Genomic DNA, 22837 nt, shown 5'->3' with positions numbered 1-22837 from the left:
CCGCCAAGAAGTTCTAAGATGCGCCAATGTTTTCCGCTTGGCGACTCCAACGATGATACAGATCAGTGCCCTGCCCGCGTTCACCGATAACTACATCTGGTTGTTACAGGATCATCGCAATCAGCGTTGCGCGGTGGTCGACCCGGGTGACGCCGCGCCGGTGGAAGCCTGGCTCGCCCGGCACCCGGGCTGGGTACTGAGCGATATCCTGGTGACCCATCACCACCACGACCATGTCGGCGGTGTCGAACGGCTGAAAAAAGCCAGCGGCGCCAAGGTCTGGGGCCCGGCCAACGAAAACATCCCGGGGCGCGACGTGGCGCTGAGCGACAACGACCGGGCCAACATCCTGGGCTGGGACTTCGACGTCTACGCGGTGCCCGGGCACACCCTGGGCCATATCGCCTACTACCATCATGGCCTGCTGTTCTGTGGCGACACCCTGTTCGCCGCCGGCTGCGGGCGCCTGTTCGAGGGCACGCCGGAACAGATGCACCACTCGCTGAGCCGACTGGCGGCCCTGCCCGAAGACACCCTGGTGTACTGCACCCACGAATACACCCTGAGCAACCTGCGTTTCGCCCAGGCGGTGGAACCGGACAACGTTGACATCGCCGAACGCCTGCGCAAAGTCAGCGAACTGCGGGAAAACGGGCGCATGACCCTGCCCTCGACCCTGGCCCTGGAAAAACTCACCAACCCGTTCCTGCGCACGGGCGAAACATCCGTTAAACAAAAAGCGGACGAACGGAGCGGCCTCGATAACCGGGCTCAGAGTGCGGTTTTTGCGGCGTTGCGGGCCTGGAAAGATACGTTCTAAGCAGGGGTGGGTCTGATACGAAAATTCTGAATGGTTGACCGCGTCGGGTGCGCTTTCTAGAATCGCCCGACATTTTTGCCCGGAACTTACTTCCAGCCAATGTCGTCATCTATTCGTAAATCCATCAATTCAGACGCATTGACGCGGTTGGCTCAAGCCATCGCGGTGGCTGTGTCCGCCACTCTGGCGGGCTGTCAGAGCACGAGCCACGTCCCGCAAACCGACGCTTCGCATACCCAGAATTTCAACGCCCGCATCAAGCAGAAACCCATCTGGCTGAGCGAGAAGCCCAGCCCGCAATTGCCCCAGGACGTCTGGGCGCGCATGCGCGAAGGTTTCCAGTTGCAGGACGGCATCGGCGTCAACCCGCGCATCGAGCAACAGCGCCTGTGGTTCGCCAGCAACCCCTCGTTTCTCGAGAACGCCAGCGAACGCGGCAGCCTCTATATCCACTACATCGTCGAACGTCTTGAAGAACGCAACATGCCGCTGGAGCTGGCCCTGCTGCCGGTGATCGAGAGCGCCTACAACCCGATGGCCTATTCCCGGGCCGACGCGGTGGGCCTCTGGCAGTTCATCCCGTCCACCGGCCGCTCCTTCAACCTGCGCCAGACCCGTTTCTACGATGGCCGTCGCGATATCACCGCCTCGACCACCGCGGCCATGGATTACCTGACCCGCCTGCACGACATGTTCAACGGCGACTGGCTGCTGGCCCTGGCGGCCTACAACGCCGGCGAAGGCACGGTCAGCCGGGCCATCGAGCGCAACGAGAAGCTCGGCCTGCCCACCGACTACTGGAACCTGCCGCTGCCGGCCGAAACCCAAGCCTATGTGCCCAAGTTGCTGGCCCTGTCCCAGGTGGTGCTGGCGCCCGAAGCCTACGGCGTGAACCTCAACCCGATCGCCAACGAACCTTATTTCCAGGTCGTCGAAATCAACCAGCGCATGGACCTGTCCAAGGTCGCCGCGGTGGCCAATATCGACGAAGACGAGCTGTTCCAGCTCAACCCGGCCTTCAAGCAGCGCACCACCATCGACGGTCCCCAGCATCTGCTGGTGCCGACGTCCAAGGCGCAACTGCTGAGCGCCAGCCTGTCGACCATGAAACCCGAAGAACTCATCAGCCAGCGTTCGTTCAAGCCGGTGTTCGAGGGGGCCGACAGCCGCGAAATGGCCCAGGCCAAGCGCAGCTACCGGGTCAAGCGCGGCGACAACCTGTCGCAGATCGCCAAGGCCAACAAGGTCGACGTCAAGGACCTGCAACGCTGGAACAAGCTCAGCGGCAAGAACCTCAAGGTCGGCCAGACCCTGGTCATGCAGGACACCCGCAAAGCCAGCACCAAGACCAACGCCAAGGCGTCCGGCAAGAAAACCATGGTCGCCAGCGCCGACAAGAAGTCGACCCAGTACAAGGTCAAGCAAGGCGATTCGCTGTACATGGTGGCCAAGCGCTTCAACGTCGAGATGCAGCACCTCAAGCGCTGGAACCCCCGCGCCGGCCAGGCTCTCAAGCCCGGCCAGATGCTGACCGTCTACCTGCCTCATTGATTCCCCCCAAGCCCTATCTGTAGCCGTCGCAGGCTGCGATAGGGCCCAAGGTCCTCCTGTGTCCGTCAGATCCTGGCGACCGTACCGGTCGTGCGCAGCCTTCGGCAGCGGCTACAGGGATTGGGGTGGCCGTTGAATTCCCGTGTATGGGCTGATTCCCTTGTAGCCGCTGCCGCAGGCTGCGCCAGGGCCGCAGGCCCTCCGAGGCCCGCCAGATCCCCGCAAACGGGTCGGCTGGCTGTACCTTTGGGCGGCGACCGCGGGCAAATGCGCTGGCCGCTCGGGGGCGGCCTTTTTCCTGTCGATACAAGCTGTTACTGTACCGAGCAACAAGCCCAAGCCGCCTGGATCGGATCTCTGCCTTGATGCGTCCCCTCCTCCTGTCCCTCATCAGTCTGGCCTTGAGCTTTCCCGCAAGCGCAACGATCACTGAAAGTCATGGTTACGCGCAGTTCGGCACGCTCAAGTACCCCACGAAATTCACCCATTACGACTGGGTCAACCCCGCCGCGCCCAAAGGCGGGACCTTGCGGGTCATGGCGTTCGGCACCTTCGACACCCTCAACCCCTACACCTTCAAGGGCACCAGCCCGGTGGCCACGCCGAACTTCCTGCAGTACGGGGTCAACGAGCTGAACGAGCCGCTGATGGTCGGCACTGGCCAGTACGCGCCGTCCGGCGACGAGCCGACCTCCAGCTACGGGCTGATCGCCCGCTCCGTCGAATACAGCGAGGACCGCAGCTGGGTGGTGTTCAACCTGCGCCCCGAGGCGCGCTTCCACGACGGCAAGCCGATCACCGCCTACGACGTGGCGTTTTCCTACCGGCTGCTGCTCAAGGAAGGCCATCCGCAATACCGCACCAACCTGCAGGAAGTGCAGCGGGTCGACATCCTCGGCCCACTGCGCATTCGCTTTGTGTTCAAGCGCGCCGGCAACCCGCTGCTGATCCTGCGCCTGGGCGAATTGCCGGTGCTGCCGCAGCACTACTGGAAGGACCGCGATTTCAAGGCCACCACCTTCGAGCCGCCGCTGGGTAGCGGCCCTTACCGCATCACCCGGGTGCAACCGGGACGCTCGCTGGTGTTCGAGCGGGTCAAGGACTACTGGGGCAAGGACCTGCCGGTCAATCGCGGCTTCAACAACTTCAACAAGGTCGCGGTGGAGTTCTACCACGACAGCGACGTGGCCTTCGAGGCGTTCAAGGCCGGCGAGTTCGACATCTATATCGAACACCAGGCGAAGAACTGGGCCAACGGCTACACCTTTCCCGCGGTCAATCGCGGCGACATCATCAAGGCCCAGGTGGCGCACCAGATTCCCACGCAGACCCAGGGCCTGTTCATGAACACCCGGCGCAGCACCTTCGCCAACGCCAAGGTCCGCGAAGCCCTGGGCCTGATGTTCGATTTCGAGTGGACCAACCGCACCCTGTTCAGCGGCGCCTACAAGCGAGCGACCAGCTACTACCCCAACAGCGAGTTCGCCGCCAGCGGCCTGCCGGTGGGCCATGAATGGCTGCTGCTCTCGCCCTACCGCGAGCAATTGCCCGCCAGCCTGTTCACCCAGCCGTTCAGCCTGCCGCAGACCGACGGCCGCGGCATTCCGCGCTCGACCCTGCGCCGGGCCCTGGGCCTGCTGGCCGAAGCCGGCTGGAAGCTCAACGGCCAGCGCCTGGTCGACAGCGCCGGGCAACCGCTGCGCTTCGAGCTGCTGCTGGTCAACCCGAACCTGGAACGGATCCTCCAGCCCTACATCGAGAACCTGACCAGCATCGGCATCGACGCGCGCCTGCGCACCGTCGACCGGGCGCAGTACAAGCAGCGCCTGGACCAGTTCGATTTCGACATGATCCTCATGACCCTCAACCAGACCCTGAGCCCGGGCCTGGAACAATGGCAGTACTTCCACTCCAGCCAGGTCGGGGTCAAGGGCAGCAAGAACTATGCGGGCATCGCCAACCCCATCGTCGATCACCTGCTGGAACAACTGCTCGCCGCGCAAAACCGCGACGAGCAACTGGCCGCCGGTCGGGCCCTGGATCGCGTGCTGCTGTGGCAGCACTACATCATCCCCAACTGGTACCTCAACTATCACCGCCTGGCGTACCGCAACCGGTTCGCCTTCGTCACCACGCCGCCCTACCAACTGGGCCTCGGCGCCTGGTGGCTGAAGTCCCTGGAGAAAGCCCAATGATGCTCTCGCGTGCCCTGCTCCTGCGGGCCGGCGGCGTGCTGCTGGCGGGAATCGCCTGCCTCGCCCAGGCCGCCCCGCAACATGCCCTGACCCTGTATAACGAACCACCGAAGTACCCGGCGAACTTCAAGCACTTCGACTACGTGAACCCGGACGCGCCCAAGGGCGGCACCTTTCGCGAAGCGGGTTTCGGCAGCTTCGACAGCCTCAACCCGTTCATCAACAAAGGCGTGTCGGCGGACAACATCGGCCTGATCTACGACACCCTGATGCGCCAGAGCCTGGACGAACCCTTCACCGAATACGGCCTGGTCGCCGGGCAGATCGAGAAAGCCCCGGACAACAGCTGGGTGCGTTTCTACCTGCGCCCCGAGGCCCGCTTCCACGACGGCCATCCAATGCGCGCCGAGGACGTGGTGTTCAGTTTCCAGACCCTGATGAAAGCCGGCGCGCCGATGTACCGCGGCTACTACGCCGACGTCGCGGACGTGATCGCCGAAGACCCGCTCAAGGTGCTTTTCAAGTTCAAGCACAGCAACAACCGCGAGCTGCCGCTGATTCTCGGCCAGCTCCCGGTATTGCCCAAGCACTGGTGGGAACACCGCGATTTTTCCAAGGGCAACCTGGAGGTTCCCCTTGGCAGCGGCCCGTACAAGGTGGCGCAGGTGAAGGCCGGACGCTCGGTGCGCTACGAACGGGTCAAGGACTACTGGGCCAAGGACCTGCCGCTCAACCGCGGCCAGTTCAACTTCGACGTCATGGCCACCGACTACTTCCGCGACAACACCGTGGCCCTGGAAGCGCTCAAGGCCGGGCAGTTCGACTACTGGCTGGAGATGAGCGCGAAAAACTGGGCCAACGCCTACAACATCCCCGCGGTCGCCGAGGGCCGGCTGATCAAGGAACAGATCCCCAACGGCAACCCCACCGGCATGCAGGGCTTCGTCTATAACCTGCGCCGGCCGCTGTTCCAGGACGTGCGCGTGCGCAAGGCCCTGAGCCTGCTGCTGGACTTCGAGTGGACCAACAAGCAGCTGTTCAACGGCGCCTACACCCGCACCCGCAGCTATTTCGAGAACTCGGAAATGGCCGCCACCGGCCTGCCCGACGCCGACGAATTGCAGATCCTCGAACCGCTGCGCGGCAAGATCCCCGACCCGGTCTTCAGCGAAGCCTTCCAGCCCTCGATGTGCGACGGCAGCGGCATGATCCGCGACCAGCAGCGCAAGGCCTACCAACTGCTGCAAGAGGCCGGCTGGCGCATCGTCGACGACAAGATGGTCGACGCCCAGGGCAAGCCGGTGGTGATCGAGTTCCTGCTCGCGCAGACCGAGTTCGAGCGCGTGCTGCTGCCCTTCAAGCGCAACCTCGCCGACCTCGGGATCGACCTGATGATCCGCCGGGTCGACGTCTCCCAGTACATCAACCGCCTGCGCTCGCGGGACTTCGACATGGTGGTCGGCGGCTTCCCGCAATCGAACTCGCCGGGCAACGAACAGCGCGAATACTGGCAGTCCTCCAGTGCCGACAACCCCGGCAGCCGCAACTTCATCGGCCTCAAGGACCCGACCATCGACGCCCTGGTGGAAGGCCTGATCAACGCCGACTCGCGCACCAGCCTGGTGGCCCACGCCCGTGCCCTCGACCGCGTGCTGCAATGGGGCTACTACGTGATTCCCAACTGGCACATCAAGACCTGGCGCGTGGCGTACTGGGACCATATCGGCCACCCGACAGTCTCGCCCAAGTACGACATCGGCACCCAGACCTGGTGGATCAAGCCCGACGCCAAGCCGGCCGTGAGCCTGGACATTAATGAACAGGCCGCCCCGGCCGGCGTGGAGCAATAAGATGCTGGCTTACATTCTGCGGCGCCTGCTGCTGATCGTCCCCACCCTGTTCGGCATCCTGCTGATCAACTTCGTGATCATCCAGGCCGCGCCCGGCGGCCCCGTGGAGCAGATGATCGCCAAGCTCGAAGGCTTCGAGGGCGCCACCAGCCGGATTGCCGGCGGCGGCGCCGAGGTCTCGGTAGCAGGTTCCAGCTACCGTGGCGCCCAGGGCCTGGACCCGGCCCTGGTCAAGGAAATCGAGAAGATGTACGGCTTCGACAAGTCGGCGCCGGAACGCCTGTGGATCATGGTCAAGAACTACGCCACTCTGGATTTCGGCGACAGCTTCTTCCGCGACGCCAAGGTGGTCGACCTGATCCGCGAAAAACTCCCGGTGTCGATCTCCCTGGGGCTGTGGAGCACCCTGATCATGTACCTGGTGTCGATCCCCCTGGGGATCGCCAAGGCCACCCGCCACGGCAGCCACTTCGACGTCTGGACCAGTTCGGCGATCATCGTCGGCTACGCGATCCCGGCGTTCCTGTTCGCCATTCTGCTGATCGTGATGTTCGCCGGCGGCAGCTATTTCGACTGGTTCCCGCTACGTGGCCTGACCTCCAACGACTTCGACCAGTTGAGCTGGAGCGGCAAGATCCTCGACTACTTCTGGCACCTGGCCCTGCCGGTGACCGCCCTGGTGATCGGCAACTTCGCCACCATGACCTTGCTGACCAAGAACAGCTTCCTCGACGAGATCAACAAGCAGTACGTGATCACCGCCAAGGCCAAGGGCCTGACCCGGCGCAGCGTGCTGTACGGCCATGTGTTCCGCAACGCCATGCTGCTGGTGATCGCCGGTTTCCCCTCGGCCTTCATCGGCATCTTCTTCACCGGCTCCCTGCTGGTGGAGGTGATCTTCTCCCTCGATGGCCTGGGCCTGATGAGCTTCGAGGCGGCGATCAACCGCGACTACCCGGTGGTATTCGGCACCCTGTTCATCTTCACCCTGCTGGGGCTGGTGGTGAAACTGATCGGCGACCTGACCTACACCCTGGTCGACCCACGTATCGACTTCGACAGCCGGGAGCACTGAGATGAACCTGTCCCCCCTCAATCGCCGGCGTTTCGAACTGTTCAAGGCCAACAAGCGCGGCTGGTGGTCGCTGTGGCTGTTCCTGTTGCTGTTCGGCGCCAGCCTGGGCGCCGAGTTGATCGCCAACGACAAGCCGCTGGTGGTGCACTACGACGGCGGCTGGTATTTCCCGGCGCTCAAGCGCTACCCGGAAACCACCTTCGGCGGCGAATTCCCCCTGGAAGCCAACTACAAGAGCCCGTATATCCGCGAACTGCTGGCGGCCAAGGACGCCTGGGTGGTCTGGGCGCCGATCCCCTTCGGCTACCAGAGCATCAACTACGACCTGAAAGTCCCGGCCCCCGCGCCGCCCTCGGCGGACAACCTGCTGGGCACCGACGACCAGGGCCGCGACGTGCTCGCGCGGGTGATCTACGGCTTCCGGGTGTCGGTGCTGTTCGCCCTGACCCTGACCGTGCTCAGCTCGATCATCGGCGTCATCGCCGGCGCCTTGCAGGGCTTCTATGGCGGCTGGGTCGACCTGGCCGGGCAGCGCTTCCTGGAGATCTGGTCCGGGCTGCCGGTGCTCTACCTGCTGATCATCCTCGCCAGCTTCGTGCAGCCGAACTTCTGGTGGCTGCTGGGGATCATGCTGCTGTTCTCCTGGATGAGCCTGGTGGACGTGGTGCGCGCCGAGTTCCTGCGCGGGCGCAACCTGGAATACGTGCGCGCCGCCAGGGCCCTGGGGATGCAGAACGGCGCGATCATGTTCCGCCACATCCTGCCCAACGCCATGGTCTCGACCATGACCTTCATGCCGTTCATCCTCACCGGCGCCATCGGTACCCTGACCGCCCTCGACTTCCTCGGCTTCGGCCTGCCGGCCGGCAGCCCGTCCCTGGGCGAGCTGGTGGCCCAGGGCAAATCCAACCTGCAGGCACCCTGGCTGGGCATCAGCGCCTTCGCCGTGCTGGCGATCATGTTGAGCCTGCTGGTGTTTATCGGCGAGTCCGCTCGCGACGCCTTCGACCCGAGGAAATGAGATGAATCAGGACAATCTGATCGAAGTCCGCGACCTCGCCGTCGAGTTTGTCGTCGGCGAACACCAGCAGCGGGTGGTCGAGGGCATCAGCTTCGACATCAAGCGCGGCGAAACCCTGGCCCTGGTGGGCGAAAGCGGTTCCGGCAAATCGGTGACCGCGCATTCGATCCTGCGCCTCTTGCCCTACCCGCTGGCCCGCCATCCGTCCGGGACCATCCAGTACGCCGGCCACGACCTGCTGACCCAGAAAGAGAAGACCATCCGCCATATCCGCGGCAACCGCATCGCGATGATCTTCCAGGAGCCGATGACCTCGCTCAACCCGCTGCACAGCATCGAGAAGCAGATCAACGAAGTGCTGGGCCTGCACAAGGGCCTGACCGGCAAGGTCGCCACCCGGCGCACCCTGGAACTGCTGGAACTGGTGGGCATCCCCGAGCCGCACAAGCGCCTCAAGGCCCTGCCCCACGAGCTGTCCGGCGGCCAGCGCCAGCGGGTGATGATCGCCATGGCCCTGGCCAACGAGCCGGAGCTGTTGATCGCCGACGAGCCGACCACCGCCCTCGACGTCACCGTGCAATTGAAAATCCTCGAGCTGCTCAAGGAGCTGCAAGCGCGCCTGGGCATGGCCCTGCTGCTGATCAGCCACGACCTCAATCTGGTGCGGCGCATCGCCCATCGGGTCTGCGTGATGCAACGCGGGCGCATCGTCGAACAGGCATCGTGCGAAGAGTTGTTCCAGGCGCCGCAGCACCCCTACACCCGCGAACTGCTGGCGGCCGAACCCAGCGGCGGCCCGGCGAACAACAGGGTCGGCCCGCCGTTGCTGCAGGTCGAAGACCTCAAGGTCTGGTTCCCGATCAAGAAAGGCCTGCTGCGCCACACCGTCGACCATGTGAAAGCAGTGGACGGCATCAACTTCAGCCTGCCCCAGGGCCAGACCCTGGGCATCGTCGGCGAAAGCGGCTCGGGCAAATCGACCCTGGGCCTAGCGATCCTGCGGCTGATCGCCAGCAAAGGCGCGATCCACTTCGAGGGCCAACCACTCGATCGCCTGACCCAGCAGCAGGTGCGGCCGCTGCGCCGGGAAATGCAGGTGGTGTTCCAGGACCCGTTCGGCAGCCTCAGCCCGCGCATGTGCGTGAGCCAGATCGTTGGCGAAGGCCTGCGCATCCACAAGATCGGCACGCCGGAGGAACAGGAACAGGCCATCGTCGAGGCGCTCAAGGAAGTGGGGCTGGACCCGGACACCCGGCACCGCTACCCCCACGAATTCTCCGGCGGCCAGCGCCAGCGCATCGCCATCGCCCGCGCCCTGGTGTTGAAACCGGCGCTGATCCTGCTGGACGAGCCGACCTCGGCCCTCGACCGCACCGTGCAGCGCCAGGTGGTGGAGCTGCTGCGCAAGCTGCAGGCCAAGTACAACCTGACCTACCTGTTCATCAGCCACGACCTGGCGGTGGTCAAGGCGCTGAGCCATCAGTTGATGGTGGTCAAGCACGGCCAGGTGGTGGAACAGGGCGACGCGCCAGGGATCTTCGCCGCGCCGCAGCACCCCTACACCCGGCAGTTGCTGGAAGCGGCCTTCCTGGTGCCGGCCAGCCAATAAGCGCAACCTGGACCGGGCATCGGCTTGCTGCCGCTGCCCGGTCTAGGCGACGCAGACGCCCGGCACCGCGACCTTCTGGAACAGATGCGGGGACGCAACCGCCGAAGACGGATAGGTCGAGAGCTTGGCCCTGAACTCAGGATGGGTGAACGCCGCGCGAAAATGCCCATTCGACTCCCAGACGGCGTAATTGAGGTAAGTCGGGCTGTCACCGAGGGCGCGATGCAGCTGGGTAGAGATGAAGCCCGGCTGCTGCTTCATGAAACGGGCATCGTCTTGCCAGGCTTGCAGAAATGCCGGTTCGTCGGCCGGGTCCAGGGTGAAGAGGTTCACCAGGATCACCGATGAGGCGTCGAGGGCGATCTGGCGTTCGATCGGAAAGGCGGGGTCCATAGGGCGAAGAAGAGGCATGGCAGACTCCAGGTGTTAGGATTCAAGACGAAACTAAATTGCCTAATTGACATCGTGATGTCAATTAGGCTGTAAAAATCAATTTGCCTGGATATTGGCGTTATGCACGAACCTGAACCCACCCCGGCCGGGGCCGTCCTGACCGACTTCATTCTCAGCATGTTCCGCGCCAGCAACCTGACGCTGGCCTGGGGCGACCGGATTGTCGCGCCCCTGGGCCTGACCAGCGCCCGCTGGCAGATCCTGGGGGCGATCGCGGCGGCAGAGCGCCCGCAGCCGGTCGCCTGGCTCGCCCGGGACCTGGAAGCCAATCGGCAGAACGTCCAGCGCATCGTCAACGACCTGGCGAAGGAAGGGCTGGTGACATTCCAGCCCAACCCCCATCACCGGCGCGCGCAGCTGGTGCTGCTGACAGACAAGGGCACGACGGCGTTCAACCAGGCCATCGGCTTGTATACCCCGCTGGTCAACGACCTGTCGGCCGGGCTCGAGGTCGAAGAGATTCAAACCGCGTTGCGGGTAATCACCCAGCTGCGCAGCAGGCTCGAAGGCCAAGCGAACCCCGAGGAGTAGCCGGCCGGGGCGCGCGATCGGCCCGGTTCAGCGCTGCGCCAGCAAGCTGTCCACATCCGCCGGCTGCTGCGGATCGAACTCGACCTGGCCGATGCTGAAGCTGATGTCGTAGCCACACTGCGAGGTGCGGGTGCGCTCATGGAGAATCTCTTGCAGGCGCGCGATGATCGCCAGTTTTTCGACCCGCTCGGAACCGCTCAGCAGCACCGCGAAACGCTGGTACTCCAGGTGCCCGACCACGTCGCTTTCGCGAAAGGCGATGCGCAGGCCGTCGGCGAAGGTGCGCAGGGCCGCGGCGCCTTCGTCCAGGCCATAGGCCTGGCCAATCCGGTAGAGGTCGTCGAGATCGAACAGCAGCAGGGTCGCCGGCAGGTTCAGGTCCTTGCAGATTGCCAGCGCGTCCCCCGCCAGCACCGCGAAGCCGTGCCGGTTGGGTAGCAGGGTCAGCTCATCGAGGTTGGCGACCTGGACCGCGGCCAGCTCCTGCTCGGCCCGACGGTTGTGCTCGCGCAACAGTTGCCGCGACGGATCGTCCGCCTCGGCTTGAGGCACCTCGCTCGGTGCCTGGACGGGTTTATCGGGTGAAAACATCGCACTCGCACTCCATTCCATTGGGGGGATCTGGCTTCAGCGTAGCTGCCGCGGGCCTGGAATCCCCTCTGCACCCCCTCCCTGATGGCTTCTTGCCGCAACTTCCGACAGCCGGCCAGGGCTCGCCCCTGCCGCCCGGCGTGGGCGGCAGGACCGTTTTGCTCGCGCAGGGCCGCGGGTCGCGACCGTGGCCTCAGAAATCGGTGGACGCCGACAACGCCCGCCACGCCGCGGTTTCCTGCTCGACGTAGGCGTTCTTCGCCGCGATAGCCGCCAGGGTGTCGCTGCCCAGCGGCAGGCGCAGCGGCGCGTGCCCGGCCTCGACCAGGGCCAGCAGCGCCTGTGCCAGCTTGTCCGGGTCGCCCGGTTGTTGCTGGTTATAGGCCTTGGCCTGCTGGCGCACTTCGCCGACGGTCGTCGCGTAGTCGGCGATGCTGGCCGGCGACTCCACCAGGGAATTGCCGTCCAGGAAGTCGGTGCGGAAATACCCCGGCTCGACCACCGTGACCTTCACCCCCAGGGGCGCCAGTTCGGCGTACAGGGCTTCGCTCAGGCCTTCGACGGCGAACTTGGTCGAGCAGTACACGCCGTAGCCCGGCCCCGACACATAACCGCCGATCGACGAGATATTGATCACATGGCCGCGGCGCGCGGCGCGCATGTGCGGCAGCACCCCGCGCGTGACATTGAGCAGGCCGAACACGTTGGTTTCATAGACCCGGCGGATCTCGTCCGAACTGGCTTCCTCCACCGCGCCGAGCAGGCCGAAGCCGGCGTTGTTGACCAGCACGTCGATGCGCCCGAAGTGTTCGACGGCGATCTGCGCCGCATCGCGAGCCTGGGCCTCGTCGGTGACGTCCAGCGGCACCGCCAGCAGGCCCGGCTGGGCGCCGAAACGCTCGACGAGCGATTGCGCGTTGCGTGCGGTGGCCACCACCGCGTCGCCATGGGCCAGGGCCGCGGCGGTGATTTTCGCGCCGATGCCGCGGGAAGCCCCGGTGATCAGCCAGACACGTTTGAAAGTTGTTTGCGACGTCATGATCGATACCTTGTAAGGAGTAGGTGCTGCACAAGGTACGCAGGAACATTACCCGGAAAAACGGCCTCGTGTTACAAGCACTATGAACTTCCAATTCATAATGAGCGGGCGATGAACCAGGACCCTTTCGACGGCCTCACCGAGTTTCTCGCCGTCGCCGAACACAAGAGTTTCACCCTTGCCGCCACGCAACTGGGGGTCACCCCGACCGCTGTCAGCCAGGCGGTGAAAACCCTCGAGCGGCGCACCGGCGTGCTGTTGTTCCAGCGCACCACGCGGCGCGTGGCCCTGACCGAAGCCGGCAGCAGCCTGTTCGCCCGCCTGCGCCCGGCGGCCAATGAAATCGGCGACGCCCTGGCACTGCTCGGCAGCTACCGCGACCGGCCGCTGGGCACCTTGCGCCTGACCGCGCCGCGGCTGTCCGGCAGCCTGTTGCTCGAACCGCTGATCCCGCGTTTTCGCGCGGCCTACCCGGATGTGCGCCTGGAGATTTCCCTGGACGATGCCACGGTCGACCTGGTCAGCGCCGGCTTCGATGCCGGCATCCGCCTGGGCGAGTCGATCGAAAAGGACATGGTCGCCGTACGCCTGACGTCGGACCTGCCCTGGTCGGTCGTCGGCTCTCCGGACTATTTCGCCCGGGCCGGCAGGCCGCAGACTCCGGAAGAGCTGCCCCGGCACCAGGGCATCGGCTATCGCTTCCTCACCTCGGGCACGACCCATCGCTGGGAGTTCCGGCGCAACGGGCGGGATTTCACCGTCGGCGTCGAGGGCGCGCTGGTGGTCAACGACCGCGGCCTGCTGATCGCCGCCGCGCGAGCCGGACAGGGGCTGGCCTACGCCTGCGACCTGGAGGTGGCCGACGACCTGGCCAGCGGACGCCTGGAGCGCGTGCTGCAACCGTTCGTGCCGCTGAGCTCGGGCTTGTACCTGTACTTTCCCGGACGCACCCAGAGCCAGCCGAAACTGCGGGCCTTCATCGACATGGCCAGCGCCTGGGCGGCCGAACAGGGCATGCGCCCCTGAGCCGTCTCGCGGCCAGGACGAGCGGCTTTGTCGATCTACGGCAGCCCCAGACGCCCCTGGGCTGACTACGCTTGCTCAAGCGTGATCCCACCGCCGAGGAGAATCGTCATGCCGCACCTCCACCGCATCACCCCCTGCCTGTGGTTCGACCAACAGGCCGAAGCCGCCGCGCAGTTCTACTGCTCGATCTTCGAGCACTCGCGCATCATCGCCCTCACCCATTACGGCAAGGCCGGGTTCGAGTTCCACGGTCGCCCCGAAGGCTCGGTGATGACGGTGTCCTTCGAGCTCGACGGCCAGACCTTCACCGGCCTCAACGGCGGGCCGGCATTCCAGTTCAACGAAGCCGTCTCGCTGCAGGTCAACTGCCAGAACCAGGGGGAAATCGACCACTTCTGGAGCGCGCTGTCCTACGGCGGCGCGCCACAAGCCCAGCAGTGCGGCTGGCTCAAGGACAAGTTCGGGCTGTCCTGGCAGATCGTGCCCAGCGCGCTGAACCACTGGATGACCGACCCCGACCCGGCCAAGTCGCAACGGGTCATGCAGGCCCTGCTGCGGATGAAAAAGCTCGATATCGCCGCGCTGGAGCGAGCCTTCGCCGGCCAGACCTAATACACTCGGCTGCCAACGCGTGCCGATGGAGGTCCCCTTGATGAAGCCGAGCCTGAGCCCCGATACCGCCCCGCAGTTCTGGCGCGACGCGGCGCTGCCGTTTATCGAGGCCCGCTCGATCGCCGACGGGCGCAAGGTCTGTTACGCCCGGCATGCCCACGCGCACTTTTCCATCGGCGCCATCACCGCCGGGCACAGCACCTACCTGCACGAACAGGCGCGATTTCGCATCGGCGCCGGCACCGTGGTGCTGATGAACCCCGGCGCCGTGCACGCCTGCAACCCCATCGACGACCAGCCCTGGTCGTATCGCATGCTCTATGTCGATACCCACTGGCTGACCGAACTGCAACATCGACTGGGCTTCAGCCAGGCGCTGGGCTTTCGCGCCTTCGCCACGACGCACAGCGACGACCCCGCCCTCTTTGCCGGGCTGAATGCCTTGTACGAGGTGCTGGTGGACGAACGCACCGCGACGCCGGACAAGCACGCCGCCGCGCTAACATTTTTCAGCGACCTGCAACAGCGCCTGAACCCGGCGGGCGGCCCACCGCGCGCGCACAACCAAAAACTGCTCCGGGCGGCCGACTACATCCGCGAGCACTGCACCCGCTCGCTGAAGCTGGAGGAAATCTGCCAGGCCGCCGAGCTGTCGCCGTCCTACCTGATCCGCGCCTTCAAGCAGCATTACGGCATGACGCCCCACGCCTTTGTGGTCAACCAGCGCGTGCAATTCGCCCAGACCCGGCTGCGCGACGGCGAGCCGATCGCCGAGGTCGCCCTGGAAGCCGGCTTCGCCGACCAGGCGCATTTCCAGCGCGCGTTCAAGCAGCACCTGGCGGCGACGCCGGGGCAGTATCGCGGCTGATCTTCCCGACCTTATCGCGAGCAAGCTCGCTCCTACAGGGGAGCGAGCTTGCTCGCGATAAAGCCAACGCCGACTCAGGGCAACAACAGATACACCGCACTCGCCGCCAACAGCGCCGCCATGCTGCGGTTGAACAGGCGCATGCCCTTCGGGTTGCTCAAGTACTGGCGCAGAAAGGTCCCGGCGTAGGCCCAGCAGGCAATCGACAGGTAGCAGATCACGAAGTACACCAGCGCGAACTGCCACACCAGCAGCGCCTCGCCGTTGGCGGCAAACGCCCCCATGCCGGCGACGCAGGCCAGCCAGGCCTTGGGGTTGAGCCATTGCATGAGCGCGCCGTACCAGGCCGAGGGCGCCCTGGCGTGGTCGTCGCTGCCCAGGCGGCCGTCGTCCCGCGCCAGTTTCCAGGCCATGAACAACAGGAAGGCCACCCCGAACAGCTGGATGCCCCGGGTCAGCGCCGGCCACAGGCGCAACAGCTCGTGTAGCCCCAGGCCGATCAACACCAGCAACAGCACAAACCCCAGGGTCGCGCCGCCGACATGCCGCAGGCTGGCGCGAAAGCCGAACTGCGCGCCGGAACTCAAGGCCACGATATTGACCGGGCCGGGGGTAATCGAAGAGGCTAGCGCGAAGGCCGCCATGGAAAACACTACGCTCATCACACACCTTCAAAGGATCAATCGGAGAGTCCGGCGACCACACTAGGTGCGCGGCCCCGACCCTGTATTGAAGAAAAATACCCCCTCGATTGACGGATCGATGCCATGCCCGATGCAGTGCCCGACGCCCTCGCCCATCCCTCGACCCTGACCGCCCGCCTGCTGTTGCGGGCACCGACGGCCGATGACCTGGAGATCGCCCAGTCGATCCACGGCGACCCACGGACCCAGCGCTACAACCCAGCCGGCCCGGACAGCCGCGACGGTATCCGGCACAAGCTGCAAGGCTGGATTCAACACTGGCAGGAACAGGGTTTCGGCTACTGGCTGGTTTGCGAGCGGGCGCAACCCGAACGGGCGCTGGGCTTCGGCGGCATCATGCAGGGCCGTTTCGGCGAGCGCCGCGGACTCAACCTGTACTTTCGTTTCGCCGTCGACGCCTGGGGCCGGGGCTACGCCAACGAAATGGCCAACGCCGCGCTGCACCTGGCGTTCCACGGGTTGCACGCGCCGCAGGTGATCGGCCTGGTGCGCCCCGACAACCTGCCATCGCGCCGTGCCCTGGAACGCCTGGGCCTGACCCGCGACGGCGAACTGGAGGACTTCCCGGACCTGGCCCCGAGCCTGCTGTACAGCCTCGACGCCGAACGCTATTTCGCCGCCTTGCGCAGCCCGCAACCATGAACCTGGTCGAACTGCACCCGGCCCAGCGCGATGAGCTGGAATGCCTGGAAAACCTGATGCAGTTCTACCTCTACGAACTCAGCGAATGGCTGCCGATCACCCTCGGCCGCCACGGCCTGTTCCCGCTCCAGCCGCTGCTCGAATACTGGCGCCAGGCGGCCACCCGCCCTTACCTGATCCGCGTCGATGGCGAACTGGCCGGCTTCGCCACGGTGGACGACAAGGTGCGGCTGGCCGAAGCGCAGTACAACCTCGGCTACTGGTTTATCAGCCGCCGGTTCCGCGGCCGGGGCATCGGCAGGCAAGCGCTGCGCCAACTGCTCGCCGCCACGCCGGGCCAATGGCAGGTCATGCATCTGGAGGCCAACCGGCCCGCCCGGGAGTTCTGGGGCCGGGTGATTCCCCCGCTCAGCAACGGCGCCTTCAGTTGCCAGCCGGCCAACGCCGACGGTTATCCCTGTATCCTGTATGGCTTTCGCGCTGGCGACAGCGCCTGAGCGCGGCGGCAACGCCGCGTCCATTGACCAGGGAGTCCCCACGACATGGATTCAATGAACCTGCTGGATACCGAACACTGGCAACTCAGTTATCGCCGCGATGCGCGTCATCCGGGCAGCCTGATCGTCGCCTCCCGGGCCCCGGCCAGCGACCTCGCCGAGCTCCCGCCACCGGCACTGAGCGCGCTGGGCGAAGTCCTGGCGCTGAGCGAGCGCCTGCTGCGACTGGAGTACGAGCCGCATAAAGTGGTGTTCTACAAGCTCGGTTTCTCCAGCGGCTTCAGCGTGCACTTTCACGTGGTGGCGGTGACCCGCGAACTGCTGCAAGAGATAGCCGAGCATCCGCACTACCCGAACGAACCCGACGGCAACGACGCAATCCTGTTTGTCAGCCGCGAATACGCCGAGCGAACGCTGAGCCCGGCGGAACGCCAGGAACAAGCGAACCAGGTCGCGCGCCTGCGTCTGCGGCTGGCGATTTTGCACTGAGAGTCCCGCGGGTTGTAGCCTCGAGGCTTATCCATGGCAGCACGCCGCCCTGCCTGCCTACGACCCGAAGCCGTCATGAAAATATCACGCGTGAGTGATTGCAGACCGATAAATCACCCTGTAATGTTCTCACGCGTGATACGTGAACAACGGAGTCACCCCATGAAAAAGACCCTCCCGGCCAGTCAGCCTGCTGACCCGCGGGCTTCCTCAGAGAGTCGCCAAGGAGAGCGCTCCAGCAACAAGGCAGCAGGCAAGAAACCCTCGAGCTTCTACATGAAACAGATGCGCGCGGGCCTGAGTGCCGCTGGTTATGTGAAACACGAAACCTGGGTGCTTCCGGAAAACCGGAGCGTGCTCAAGCACATCGAGAAGAAGCTGCGCCAACCGCTGATCGGCGGCGCACCGGTATTGGAGACCGACATGATTGCAGGTGAGAACTGGACCATCGACCGCCTCTTCAGCGCCTTGCAGGCCCTGGACGACGTGGCCTCGAACGAAATCGGCCTGACCCTGATCCAGGGCGCCGAGCAAAGCATCAAGCTGGACATGCACGAGTTCGGCGGCCTGCCGATCTACATCGCGGTGGTCGGCGAGCAGATCATCGTCGACACCGTGCTGGTGGACCTGGAGTCGATCAACGACGTCGCCCGTTTCAACGACGCGGTCTTGCGCAGCCGGGAGATGTTCCCCCTCTCCTCGATCGGCATCGAGTCCATGCCCAACGGCCAGACCGTCTACAACATGTTCGGCGCCCTGAGCTCGGGTTCCAACCTGACCAACGTGGTCACCGAGATCAAGACCCTGGTGGACAACGTCCAGCGCGCCACCGAAGCCTTCGAAAGCTTCTTCAACTGATTGCCGAGAATACGGAGTACACCCACATGACCCAGTCCATCTGGAACAAACTGTTCACCGCCCTGCGCGGCGGCGCCAACGAAGTCGGCGAAGCCATCGCCGACCAGCAGGCCCTGCGCATTCTCGATCAGGAAATCCGCGACGCCGACAACGCCCTCTCCAACGCCAAGCGCGAGCTGGTCACCATCATGGCCAAGCACAAGCTGTCGTCGGAGCGGGTGAGCGAATTCACCGCCAAGATCGCCGACCTGGAATCCAAGGCCGTGGCCGCCCTGCAAGCCAACCGCGAAGACCTGGCCCTGGAAGTCGCCGAAGCCATCTCGACCCTGACCACCGGCCTGGAAGCGGAACAGAAGCAGTCCAGCGAGTTCGGCACCTACGCCGAGAAAATGCGCAAGGACATCGGCAAGGCCGAGGCCCGCATCCGCAGCCTGCGCCAGCAAGTGGACATGGCCAAGGCCCGCGAAAGCGTGCAGAAGGCCCAGGTCAGCGCCTCGATCGCCAGCGGCGGCGCCAACGGCAAGCTGGAAACCGCGGTCAACACCCTGAACCGCCTGCAAGCCAAGCAAGACCAGCGCGCGGCGGAAATGGACGCCCAGGAGCAACTGGCTGACGCAAGCAACGGCAACGATCTGGAACGCCGCCTGCGCGAAGCCAACATCGTGCCCGACCATGGCAGCGCCAACGCCATTCTCGAACGCCTGAAGAAACAAAAGTCGGCCGAGTAAACGCCGCCCTGTAGCCGCTGCCGCAGGCTGCGTGCGGCGGCGCAGCCGGCGTAAAACCAAACGACACGGTAGTTCAGAAAGACCGCAGGTTCAGGTTTTGCGACTGCTGCGCAGTCGAGCGCAGGCTTCGCCAGCGGCTACATCTGCATCCGGCACTTTTCCGGCCTCCTGGAGGGCCCCGATGGCAGTTGCAAACGGCTTCAAGACGCTCGCCGGCCTGGCCCTGGCGATGATCGCAATCCAGGTGCTCAACAGCCTGAGCGGCTACAGCCTGAACGTCTTCGGCCTGATCCCGCGCACCCTGCAGGGTGTGCCGGGCATCCTCGCCTCGCCTTTTCTCCACGGCTCCTTTACCCACCTGACGGCCAACCTGGTGCCGTTCCTGATCCTCGGCGCAATGGTGATCGCCGAAGGCCAGCGGCGCTTCGTGGCGGTCAGCCTGATCGTCATCCTGCTCGGCGGCGCGCTGGTCTGGCTGTTCGGCTTTCGCGGCATTCACGTGGGCGCCAGCAGCTGGGTCTTCGGCCTGTGGGCCTACATCCTCACCCGGGCCTGGCTGCTGCGCAGCTGGGGCAACCTGCTGGCCGCCGGTGTCACGCTGTTCCTGTATTCCGGCCTGGTGCTGGGTTTCCTGCCGCGGGCCGGGGTGTCCTTCGAGGGGCACATCGCCGGGGCGTTCGCCGGGTTCGTCGCGGCAAAAATGCTTTTAACCGGCGCCAAGCCGATGTCTAATGCCGCGCGGCCATGACGCACGCCCCGCCAGGGCCCTGCGCATGCCGACTCACGGATAGATCAGCTCATCAGGAAATCAGGGATTCGATGTCGATTTTCATCTTGCTCCGGGCGTACACCGCGACCTTCTTCCAGCGCTTCGGCTGGATGGGCCTGGCCATGGCCCTCGGCGCCCATGGGGCGATTTCCTACCTCGGCCTGCTGGTCCTGGGCGAACGGCAGCTCACCGCGCCCGCGACCTTCATCTATTTCTATTTCACCACCACCCTGACCGTGGGCTACGGCGACCTGTCGCCGCAATCCGCCGCCGGCCGGGTGTTCGTGGCCGTGTGGGTGATGCTCGGCGGCATCGCGCTGCTGACCGCGGCCATCGGCAAGACCACCAGCAGCGTCATCGACGTTTGGAGAAAAGGCATGAAAGGCAAAGGCGACTTCACCGGCAAGACCGGGCATACCGTGCTGGTCGGCTGGGAAGGCGCGTCCAGCGAACGGGTGATCGAATTGCTCCTGCAGGACGAAACCTCCAACGACAACCTGATCGTCATCTGCGACGCCACCCTCGACGAGAACCCGATGCAGGGCCAGGCCGCGTTCGTGCGCGGCGAAAGCCTGTCTTCCGCGGCCCTGTTGCTGCGCGCCGGCGTGCCCGGCGCCGAGCGCGTGCTGGTACGCACCCGCTCCGACGACCTGACCCTGGCCAGCGTGCTGGCGATCAACCAGCTGAACCCGGCCGGGCACGTGGTCGCCCACTTCAACGACAGCGAGATCGCCGCCCTCGCCGCCTCCTACGCGCCGAAGCTGGAGTGCACCTCGAGCATGGCCATCGAAATGCTCGTGCGCTCCTCCCAGGACCCGGGTTCCTCGATGGTGATCAACGAATTGCTGTGCGTCGGCGAAGGCGCCACCCAATACGTCATGCGCCTGCCCGAGACTTACGAGGGCAGCTTCGCCGAGCTCTACGTTCGCCTCAAGAACGAGCACAACGCCACCCTGATCGGCTACCGCGCCCCGGGCACGCAGCAGCCGCGGATCAACCCGCACGGCGACACGCAGGTGCGCGGCGGCGAACTTTTCTACATTGCTTCCACCCGCCTCAAGGACATTGCCAATGGGATGGTTTAAACGCTTTCTGGGGTTGCAGGCCCCAACCGCCACCGGCACGACTTTCGCCACCGGGCCGCTGGGCCTGAGCATGGGCGCGAGCATCCGTTTCGACGCCAGCCTCAAGCTGCTGCTCGACGGCAACAGCGCCGTGGCGATCCCCGGCGACCAGTCGATCTACAGCGAAGGCCTGGTGGACCTGGGCCAGTCCGAATGGCTGTCGCGCTACTACCTGGACGACGAAGACTACTGGTTGCAGGTGCACACCGGCGGCGGCATCGACGGCGAAGTCAAATCGATCATCCTGTTCAACTACCTGAGCAACCAGGCCCTCAACAGCGAAGCCGAGCTGCGGCGCCTGGCGGGCCCCGACAGCCTGATCGGCCGCCCCACCTACAGCCTCGACGGCGTCGAATACCAGCGCGAATGGGGCACCGAAGCCGGGCAGACCGAGCTGGTGCCACTGCGCGAGCAAGTCTCCAAACCCGACGAGACCTTCGCCTTCGACAGCCACTCGATGCTCTACGCCCGCGACACCGGCCTGACCCAGCGCCGCGAGTTCCTGCTGTTTTCCGTGGAGCAGTACGCCGACGGCAGCGTCAGCCTGGTGACCTCCCTGGGCATTTCCCTGTACATGACCGACCTGCACACCCTCTGACAAGGACCCGACCCCATGCTTGAAGCCCTCTCGATTTCCCTGAACAAATTCGCCGTGGTCGGGTTCCTGACCTATATCCTCGGCGCGGCCGTGCTGTTCGCCCTGTTCCAGTTCGTCTACACCCGCATGACCCCGCACAAGGAGTTCGAGCTGATCCGCGACGGCAACATCGCCGCGGCCATCGCCCTGGGCGGCGCGATCATCGGTTTCGCGATCCCGGCCAGCAACGTCATCGCCTACTCCGTCAGCCTGCTGGACTTCGCCGTCTGGGCGCTGATCGCCGCCGTGGTGCAACTGCTGGCGTTCCTGATGACCAGCCTGGTGCTCAAGGGCACCTCGCAACGCATCCGCAACGGCGAAATCGCCGCCGGCATCTATGTCGCCGCCGTGGCCATCAGCGTCGGCCTGCTCAACGCCGCCTGCATGACCCCTTCGCAGAACTGATCGACCGTACGGAGCCCTCGATGAAACGAAGCCAATACGTTCAGCTCTCCCTGGCCGCCTCGGTGGCGCTGGCAGTCTCGGGCTGCAACTCGGAGCCGGAGACCCTGGCGGTCCAGCAGAAATTCAACTTCCAGTCGGTGCAGGAATGCGTGGACGGCAAGATCGCCGTGGACATCTGCTCCGATGCCTATATCAAGGCCATGGCCGAGCACCGCGCCCAGGCGCCGGTCTACGATAACCAGGCCGATTGCGACGCCGACTTCGTCGAGAACTGGTGCCAGATGGACTCCAGCGGCAAGTTCGTGCCGAAGCTGGGCGGCTTTGAAATCAACGCCCAGGGCGCCTTCACCCGCGAGCAACTGGCGGCCGCCGGGGTCAGCCCCGAGGCCGGCCGCAGCTCGTCGTTCAGCAGCAACGACAGCGGCCTGCTCACCGGCCTGCTGATCGGCAACCTGCTCAGCGGCGGCAACCGCAACTATTACTCCGAGCCGGTCTACCGCTACCGCGACAACCGCGGCGGCTACGCCAACTCGACGCTCAACCAGCGCATCGCCAGCGGCTCGACCTTCAGCAAGTCGCGCCAGGCGCAATCGGGCAACGGTTTCAAGACCAGCGCCACGCGCCCGATGTCCGTGGCCTCCTCCACCTCCCGCGGCGGCTTCGGCAGCCAGGCCAGCGCCCGCAGCGGCTGGGGCGGCTCGAGTTCGAGCAAGGGCTGGGGTTCGGGGCGCTCGAGCAGCTAA

25 protein-coding genes are annotated in these 22837 nt (G+C 65.1%); 21 read left to right on the top strand and 4 right to left on the bottom strand.

Annotated features, from left to right (window positions below):
• The first annotated feature begins 52 nt into the window (after positions 1-52).
• The 7 genes from gloB (at position 53) to BTN82_RS13010 (ending at position 10121) form a co-directional block, all read left to right on the top strand.
• Complete coding sequence (gene gloB, locus BTN82_RS13040) at positions 53-820, top strand: hydroxyacylglutathione hydrolase (RefSeq protein WP_075119526.1); 768 nt, start codon at positions 53-55, stop codon at positions 818-820.
• A 99-nt stretch (positions 821-919) separates the two neighbouring features.
• The gene (locus tag BTN82_RS13035) at positions 920-2371 is read left to right on the top strand and encodes a transglycosylase SLT domain-containing protein (RefSeq protein ID WP_075119525.1); all 1452 of its coding nucleotides are present in this window, start codon (positions 920-922) and stop codon (positions 2369-2371) included.
• A 365-nt stretch (positions 2372-2736) separates the two neighbouring features.
• Positions 2737-4566, top strand: coding sequence for an extracellular solute-binding protein (locus BTN82_RS13030; protein WP_075119524.1), 1830 nt, complete (start codon positions 2737-2739; stop codon positions 4564-4566).
• On the top strand, positions 4563-6416 hold the full coding sequence (locus tag BTN82_RS13025; RefSeq protein ID WP_075119523.1) for an extracellular solute-binding protein: 1854 nt from the start codon (positions 4563-4565) through the stop codon (positions 6414-6416). The genes BTN82_RS13030 and BTN82_RS13025 overlap by 4 nt, the downstream gene beginning before the upstream one ends.
• Before the next feature lies 1 nt (position 6417).
• The gene (locus BTN82_RS13020) at positions 6418-7491 is read left to right on the top strand and encodes a microcin C ABC transporter permease YejB (protein WP_075119522.1); all 1074 of its coding nucleotides are present in this window, start codon (positions 6418-6420) and stop codon (positions 7489-7491) included.
• 1 nt (position 7492) lies between these two features.
• Positions 7493-8512: an ABC transporter permease gene (locus BTN82_RS13015; protein ID WP_075119521.1), complete on the top strand. Its 1020-nt coding sequence runs from the start codon at positions 7493-7495 to the stop codon at positions 8510-8512.
• A 1-nt stretch (position 8513) separates the two neighbouring features.
• The gene (locus BTN82_RS13010) at positions 8514-10121 is read left to right on the top strand and encodes an ABC transporter ATP-binding protein (RefSeq protein ID WP_075119520.1); all 1608 of its coding nucleotides are present in this window, start codon (positions 8514-8516) and stop codon (positions 10119-10121) included.
• 42 nt (positions 10122-10163) lie between these two features.
• Here BTN82_RS13010 and BTN82_RS13005 read toward each other — a convergent pair whose 3' ends face one another.
• Complete coding sequence (locus BTN82_RS13005; RefSeq protein WP_081375463.1) at positions 10164-10532, bottom strand: antibiotic biosynthesis monooxygenase family protein; 369 nt, start codon at positions 10530-10532, stop codon at positions 10164-10166.
• 102 nt (positions 10533-10634) lie between these two features.
• On the opposite strand from BTN82_RS13005, the gene BTN82_RS13000 reads away from it, so the two are divergent.
• On the top strand, positions 10635-11105 hold the full coding sequence (locus BTN82_RS13000; protein ID WP_075119518.1) for a MarR family winged helix-turn-helix transcriptional regulator: 471 nt from the start codon (positions 10635-10637) through the stop codon (positions 11103-11105).
• Positions 11106-11132: 27 nt separating this feature from the next.
• Here the strand turns inward: BTN82_RS13000 and BTN82_RS12995 are convergent, their stop codons facing one another.
• Positions 11133-11696, bottom strand: a complete 564-nt coding sequence (locus BTN82_RS12995; RefSeq protein WP_075119517.1) for a GGDEF domain-containing protein — start codon at positions 11694-11696, stop codon at positions 11133-11135.
• Between the two features lie 193 nt (positions 11697-11889).
• A complete protein-coding gene (locus BTN82_RS12990) occupies positions 11890-12735 on the bottom strand; it encodes an oxidoreductase (RefSeq protein ID WP_075119516.1) in 846 nt (281 codons plus the stop codon).
• A gap of 111 nt (positions 12736-12846) precedes the next feature.
• Here BTN82_RS12990 and BTN82_RS12985 point away from each other — a divergent pair, with 111 nt between their 5' ends.
• From BTN82_RS12985 to BTN82_RS12975, 3 genes are all read left to right on the top strand, one after another.
• Positions 12847-13761: a LysR family transcriptional regulator gene (locus tag BTN82_RS12985; protein WP_075119515.1), complete on the top strand. Its 915-nt coding sequence runs from the start codon at positions 12847-12849 to the stop codon at positions 13759-13761.
• A 108-nt stretch (positions 13762-13869) separates the two neighbouring features.
• A complete protein-coding gene (locus tag BTN82_RS12980) occupies positions 13870-14373 on the top strand; it encodes a VOC family protein (RefSeq protein ID WP_075119514.1) in 504 nt (167 codons plus the stop codon).
• Between the two features lie 40 nt (positions 14374-14413).
• On the top strand, positions 14414-15241 hold the full coding sequence (locus BTN82_RS12975) for an AraC family transcriptional regulator (RefSeq protein WP_075119513.1): 828 nt from the start codon (positions 14414-14416) through the stop codon (positions 15239-15241).
• 74 nt (positions 15242-15315) lie between these two features.
• Here the strand turns inward: BTN82_RS12975 and BTN82_RS12970 are convergent, their stop codons facing one another.
• Positions 15316-15903: a LysE family translocator gene (locus tag BTN82_RS12970; protein WP_075119512.1), complete on the bottom strand. Its 588-nt coding sequence runs from the start codon at positions 15901-15903 to the stop codon at positions 15316-15318.
• Between the two features lie 105 nt (positions 15904-16008).
• Between BTN82_RS12970 and BTN82_RS12965 the strand changes: the two genes are divergently transcribed.
• The 10 genes from BTN82_RS12965 to BTN82_RS12920 all read left to right on the top strand — a co-directional run bounded on the left by BTN82_RS12965 (position 16009) and on the right by BTN82_RS12920 (position 22837).
• A complete protein-coding gene (locus BTN82_RS12965; protein WP_075119511.1) occupies positions 16009-16587 on the top strand; it encodes a GNAT family N-acetyltransferase in 579 nt (192 codons plus the stop codon).
• A complete protein-coding gene (locus tag BTN82_RS12960; RefSeq protein WP_075119510.1) occupies positions 16584-17084 on the top strand; it encodes a GNAT family N-acetyltransferase in 501 nt (166 codons plus the stop codon). Before BTN82_RS12965 ends, BTN82_RS12960 begins: the two co-directional genes overlap by 4 nt.
• 45 nt (positions 17085-17129) lie before the next feature.
• Positions 17130-17573 carry a hypothetical protein gene (locus BTN82_RS12955; protein ID WP_075119509.1) on the top strand — a complete coding sequence of 148 codons (444 nt, stop codon included), beginning with the start codon at positions 17130-17132 and terminating at the stop codon, positions 17571-17573.
• Positions 17574-17735: 162 nt separating this feature from the next.
• A complete protein-coding gene (locus tag BTN82_RS12950) occupies positions 17736-18431 on the top strand; it encodes a YjfI family protein (RefSeq protein ID WP_186828389.1) in 696 nt (231 codons plus the stop codon).
• 26 nt (positions 18432-18457) lie between these two features.
• Positions 18458-19159: a PspA/IM30 family protein gene (locus BTN82_RS12945; RefSeq protein WP_075119507.1), complete on the top strand. Its 702-nt coding sequence runs from the start codon at positions 18458-18460 to the stop codon at positions 19157-19159.
• Positions 19160-19340: 181 nt separating this feature from the next.
• On the top strand, positions 19341-19907 hold the full coding sequence (locus tag BTN82_RS12940) for a rhomboid family intramembrane serine protease (RefSeq protein WP_075119506.1): 567 nt from the start codon (positions 19341-19343) through the stop codon (positions 19905-19907).
• A gap of 71 nt (positions 19908-19978) precedes the next feature.
• On the top strand, positions 19979-21013 hold the full coding sequence (locus BTN82_RS12935) for an ion channel (RefSeq protein ID WP_075119505.1): 1035 nt from the start codon (positions 19979-19981) through the stop codon (positions 21011-21013).
• The gene (locus BTN82_RS12930) at positions 21000-21650 is read left to right on the top strand and encodes a DUF2491 family protein (protein WP_075119504.1); all 651 of its coding nucleotides are present in this window, start codon (positions 21000-21002) and stop codon (positions 21648-21650) included. Before BTN82_RS12935 ends, BTN82_RS12930 begins: the two co-directional genes overlap by 14 nt.
• A 15-nt stretch (positions 21651-21665) precedes the next feature.
• A complete protein-coding gene (locus BTN82_RS12925) occupies positions 21666-22094 on the top strand; it encodes a DUF350 domain-containing protein (RefSeq protein ID WP_075119503.1) in 429 nt (142 codons plus the stop codon).
• A 20-nt stretch (positions 22095-22114) separates the two neighbouring features.
• Positions 22115-22837: a DUF1190 domain-containing protein gene (locus BTN82_RS12920; protein ID WP_075119502.1), complete on the top strand. Its 723-nt coding sequence runs from the start codon at positions 22115-22117 to the stop codon at positions 22835-22837.

Source organism: Pseudomonas chlororaphis, assembly GCF_001921865.1.
Lineage (GTDB): Bacteria > Pseudomonadota > Gammaproteobacteria > Pseudomonadales > Pseudomonadaceae > Aquipseudomonas > Aquipseudomonas chlororaphis_D.
Note: the sequence above shows the minus strand (reverse complement) of the source record. Positions and strands in the feature narration are given on the sequence as shown.

Bases quoted from the DNA above. Each gene is read 5' to 3' on its own strand.
- BTN82_RS12985 (WP_075119515.1), top strand. From the start codon at position 12,847: ATGAACCAGGACCCTTTCGACGGCCTCACCGAGTTTCTCGCCGTCGCC.
- BTN82_RS12980 (WP_075119514.1), top strand. From the start codon at position 13,870: ATGCCGCACCTCCACCGCATCACCCCCTGCCTGTGGTTCGACCAACAG.
- BTN82_RS12935 (WP_075119505.1), top strand. From the start codon at position 19,979: ATGTCGATTTTCATCTTGCTCCGGGCGTACACCGCGACCTTCTTCCAG.
- BTN82_RS12940 (WP_075119506.1), top strand. From the start codon at position 19,341: ATGGCAGTTGCAAACGGCTTCAAGACGCTCGCCGGCCTGGCCCTGGCG.
- BTN82_RS12945 (WP_075119507.1), top strand. From the start codon at position 18,458: ATGACCCAGTCCATCTGGAACAAACTGTTCACCGCCCTGCGCGGCGGC.
- BTN82_RS13010 (WP_075119520.1), top strand. From the start codon at position 8,514: ATGAATCAGGACAATCTGATCGAAGTCCGCGACCTCGCCGTCGAGTTT.
- BTN82_RS12965 (WP_075119511.1), top strand. From the start codon at position 16,009: ATGCCCGATGCAGTGCCCGACGCCCTCGCCCATCCCTCGACCCTGACC.
- BTN82_RS12920 (WP_075119502.1), top strand. From the start codon at position 22,115: ATGAAACGAAGCCAATACGTTCAGCTCTCCCTGGCCGCCTCGGTGGCG.
- BTN82_RS13030 (WP_075119524.1), top strand. From the start codon at position 2,737: ATGCGTCCCCTCCTCCTGTCCCTCATCAGTCTGGCCTTGAGCTTTCCC.
- BTN82_RS13020 (WP_075119522.1), top strand. From the start codon at position 6,418: ATGCTGGCTTACATTCTGCGGCGCCTGCTGCTGATCGTCCCCACCCTG.
- BTN82_RS12990 (WP_075119516.1), bottom strand. From the start codon at position 12,735: ATGACGTCGCAAACAACTTTCAAACGTGTCTGGCTGATCACCGGGGCT.
- gloB (WP_075119526.1), top strand. From the start codon at position 53: ATGATACAGATCAGTGCCCTGCCCGCGTTCACCGATAACTACATCTGG.
- BTN82_RS12960 (WP_075119510.1), top strand. From the start codon at position 16,584: ATGAACCTGGTCGAACTGCACCCGGCCCAGCGCGATGAGCTGGAATGC.
- BTN82_RS13015 (WP_075119521.1), top strand. From the start codon at position 7,493: ATGAACCTGTCCCCCCTCAATCGCCGGCGTTTCGAACTGTTCAAGGCC.
- BTN82_RS12930 (WP_075119504.1), top strand. From the start codon at position 21,000: ATGGGATGGTTTAAACGCTTTCTGGGGTTGCAGGCCCCAACCGCCACC.
- BTN82_RS12970 (WP_075119512.1), bottom strand. From the start codon at position 15,903: ATGAGCGTAGTGTTTTCCATGGCGGCCTTCGCGCTAGCCTCTTCGATT.
- BTN82_RS13000 (WP_075119518.1), top strand. From the start codon at position 10,635: ATGCACGAACCTGAACCCACCCCGGCCGGGGCCGTCCTGACCGACTTC.
- BTN82_RS13035 (WP_075119525.1), top strand. From the start codon at position 920: ATGTCGTCATCTATTCGTAAATCCATCAATTCAGACGCATTGACGCGG.
- BTN82_RS13005 (WP_081375463.1), bottom strand. From the start codon at position 10,532: ATGCCTCTTCTTCGCCCTATGGACCCCGCCTTTCCGATCGAACGCCAG.
- BTN82_RS12925 (WP_075119503.1), top strand. From the start codon at position 21,666: ATGCTTGAAGCCCTCTCGATTTCCCTGAACAAATTCGCCGTGGTCGGG.
- BTN82_RS12950 (WP_186828389.1), top strand. From the start codon at position 17,736: ATGAAAAAGACCCTCCCGGCCAGTCAGCCTGCTGACCCGCGGGCTTCC.
- BTN82_RS12975 (WP_075119513.1), top strand. From the start codon at position 14,414: ATGAAGCCGAGCCTGAGCCCCGATACCGCCCCGCAGTTCTGGCGCGAC.
- BTN82_RS13025 (WP_075119523.1), top strand. From the start codon at position 4,563: ATGATGCTCTCGCGTGCCCTGCTCCTGCGGGCCGGCGGCGTGCTGCTG.
- BTN82_RS12995 (WP_075119517.1), bottom strand. From the start codon at position 11,696: ATGTTTTCACCCGATAAACCCGTCCAGGCACCGAGCGAGGTGCCTCAA.
- BTN82_RS12955 (WP_075119509.1), top strand. From the start codon at position 17,130: ATGGATTCAATGAACCTGCTGGATACCGAACACTGGCAACTCAGTTAT.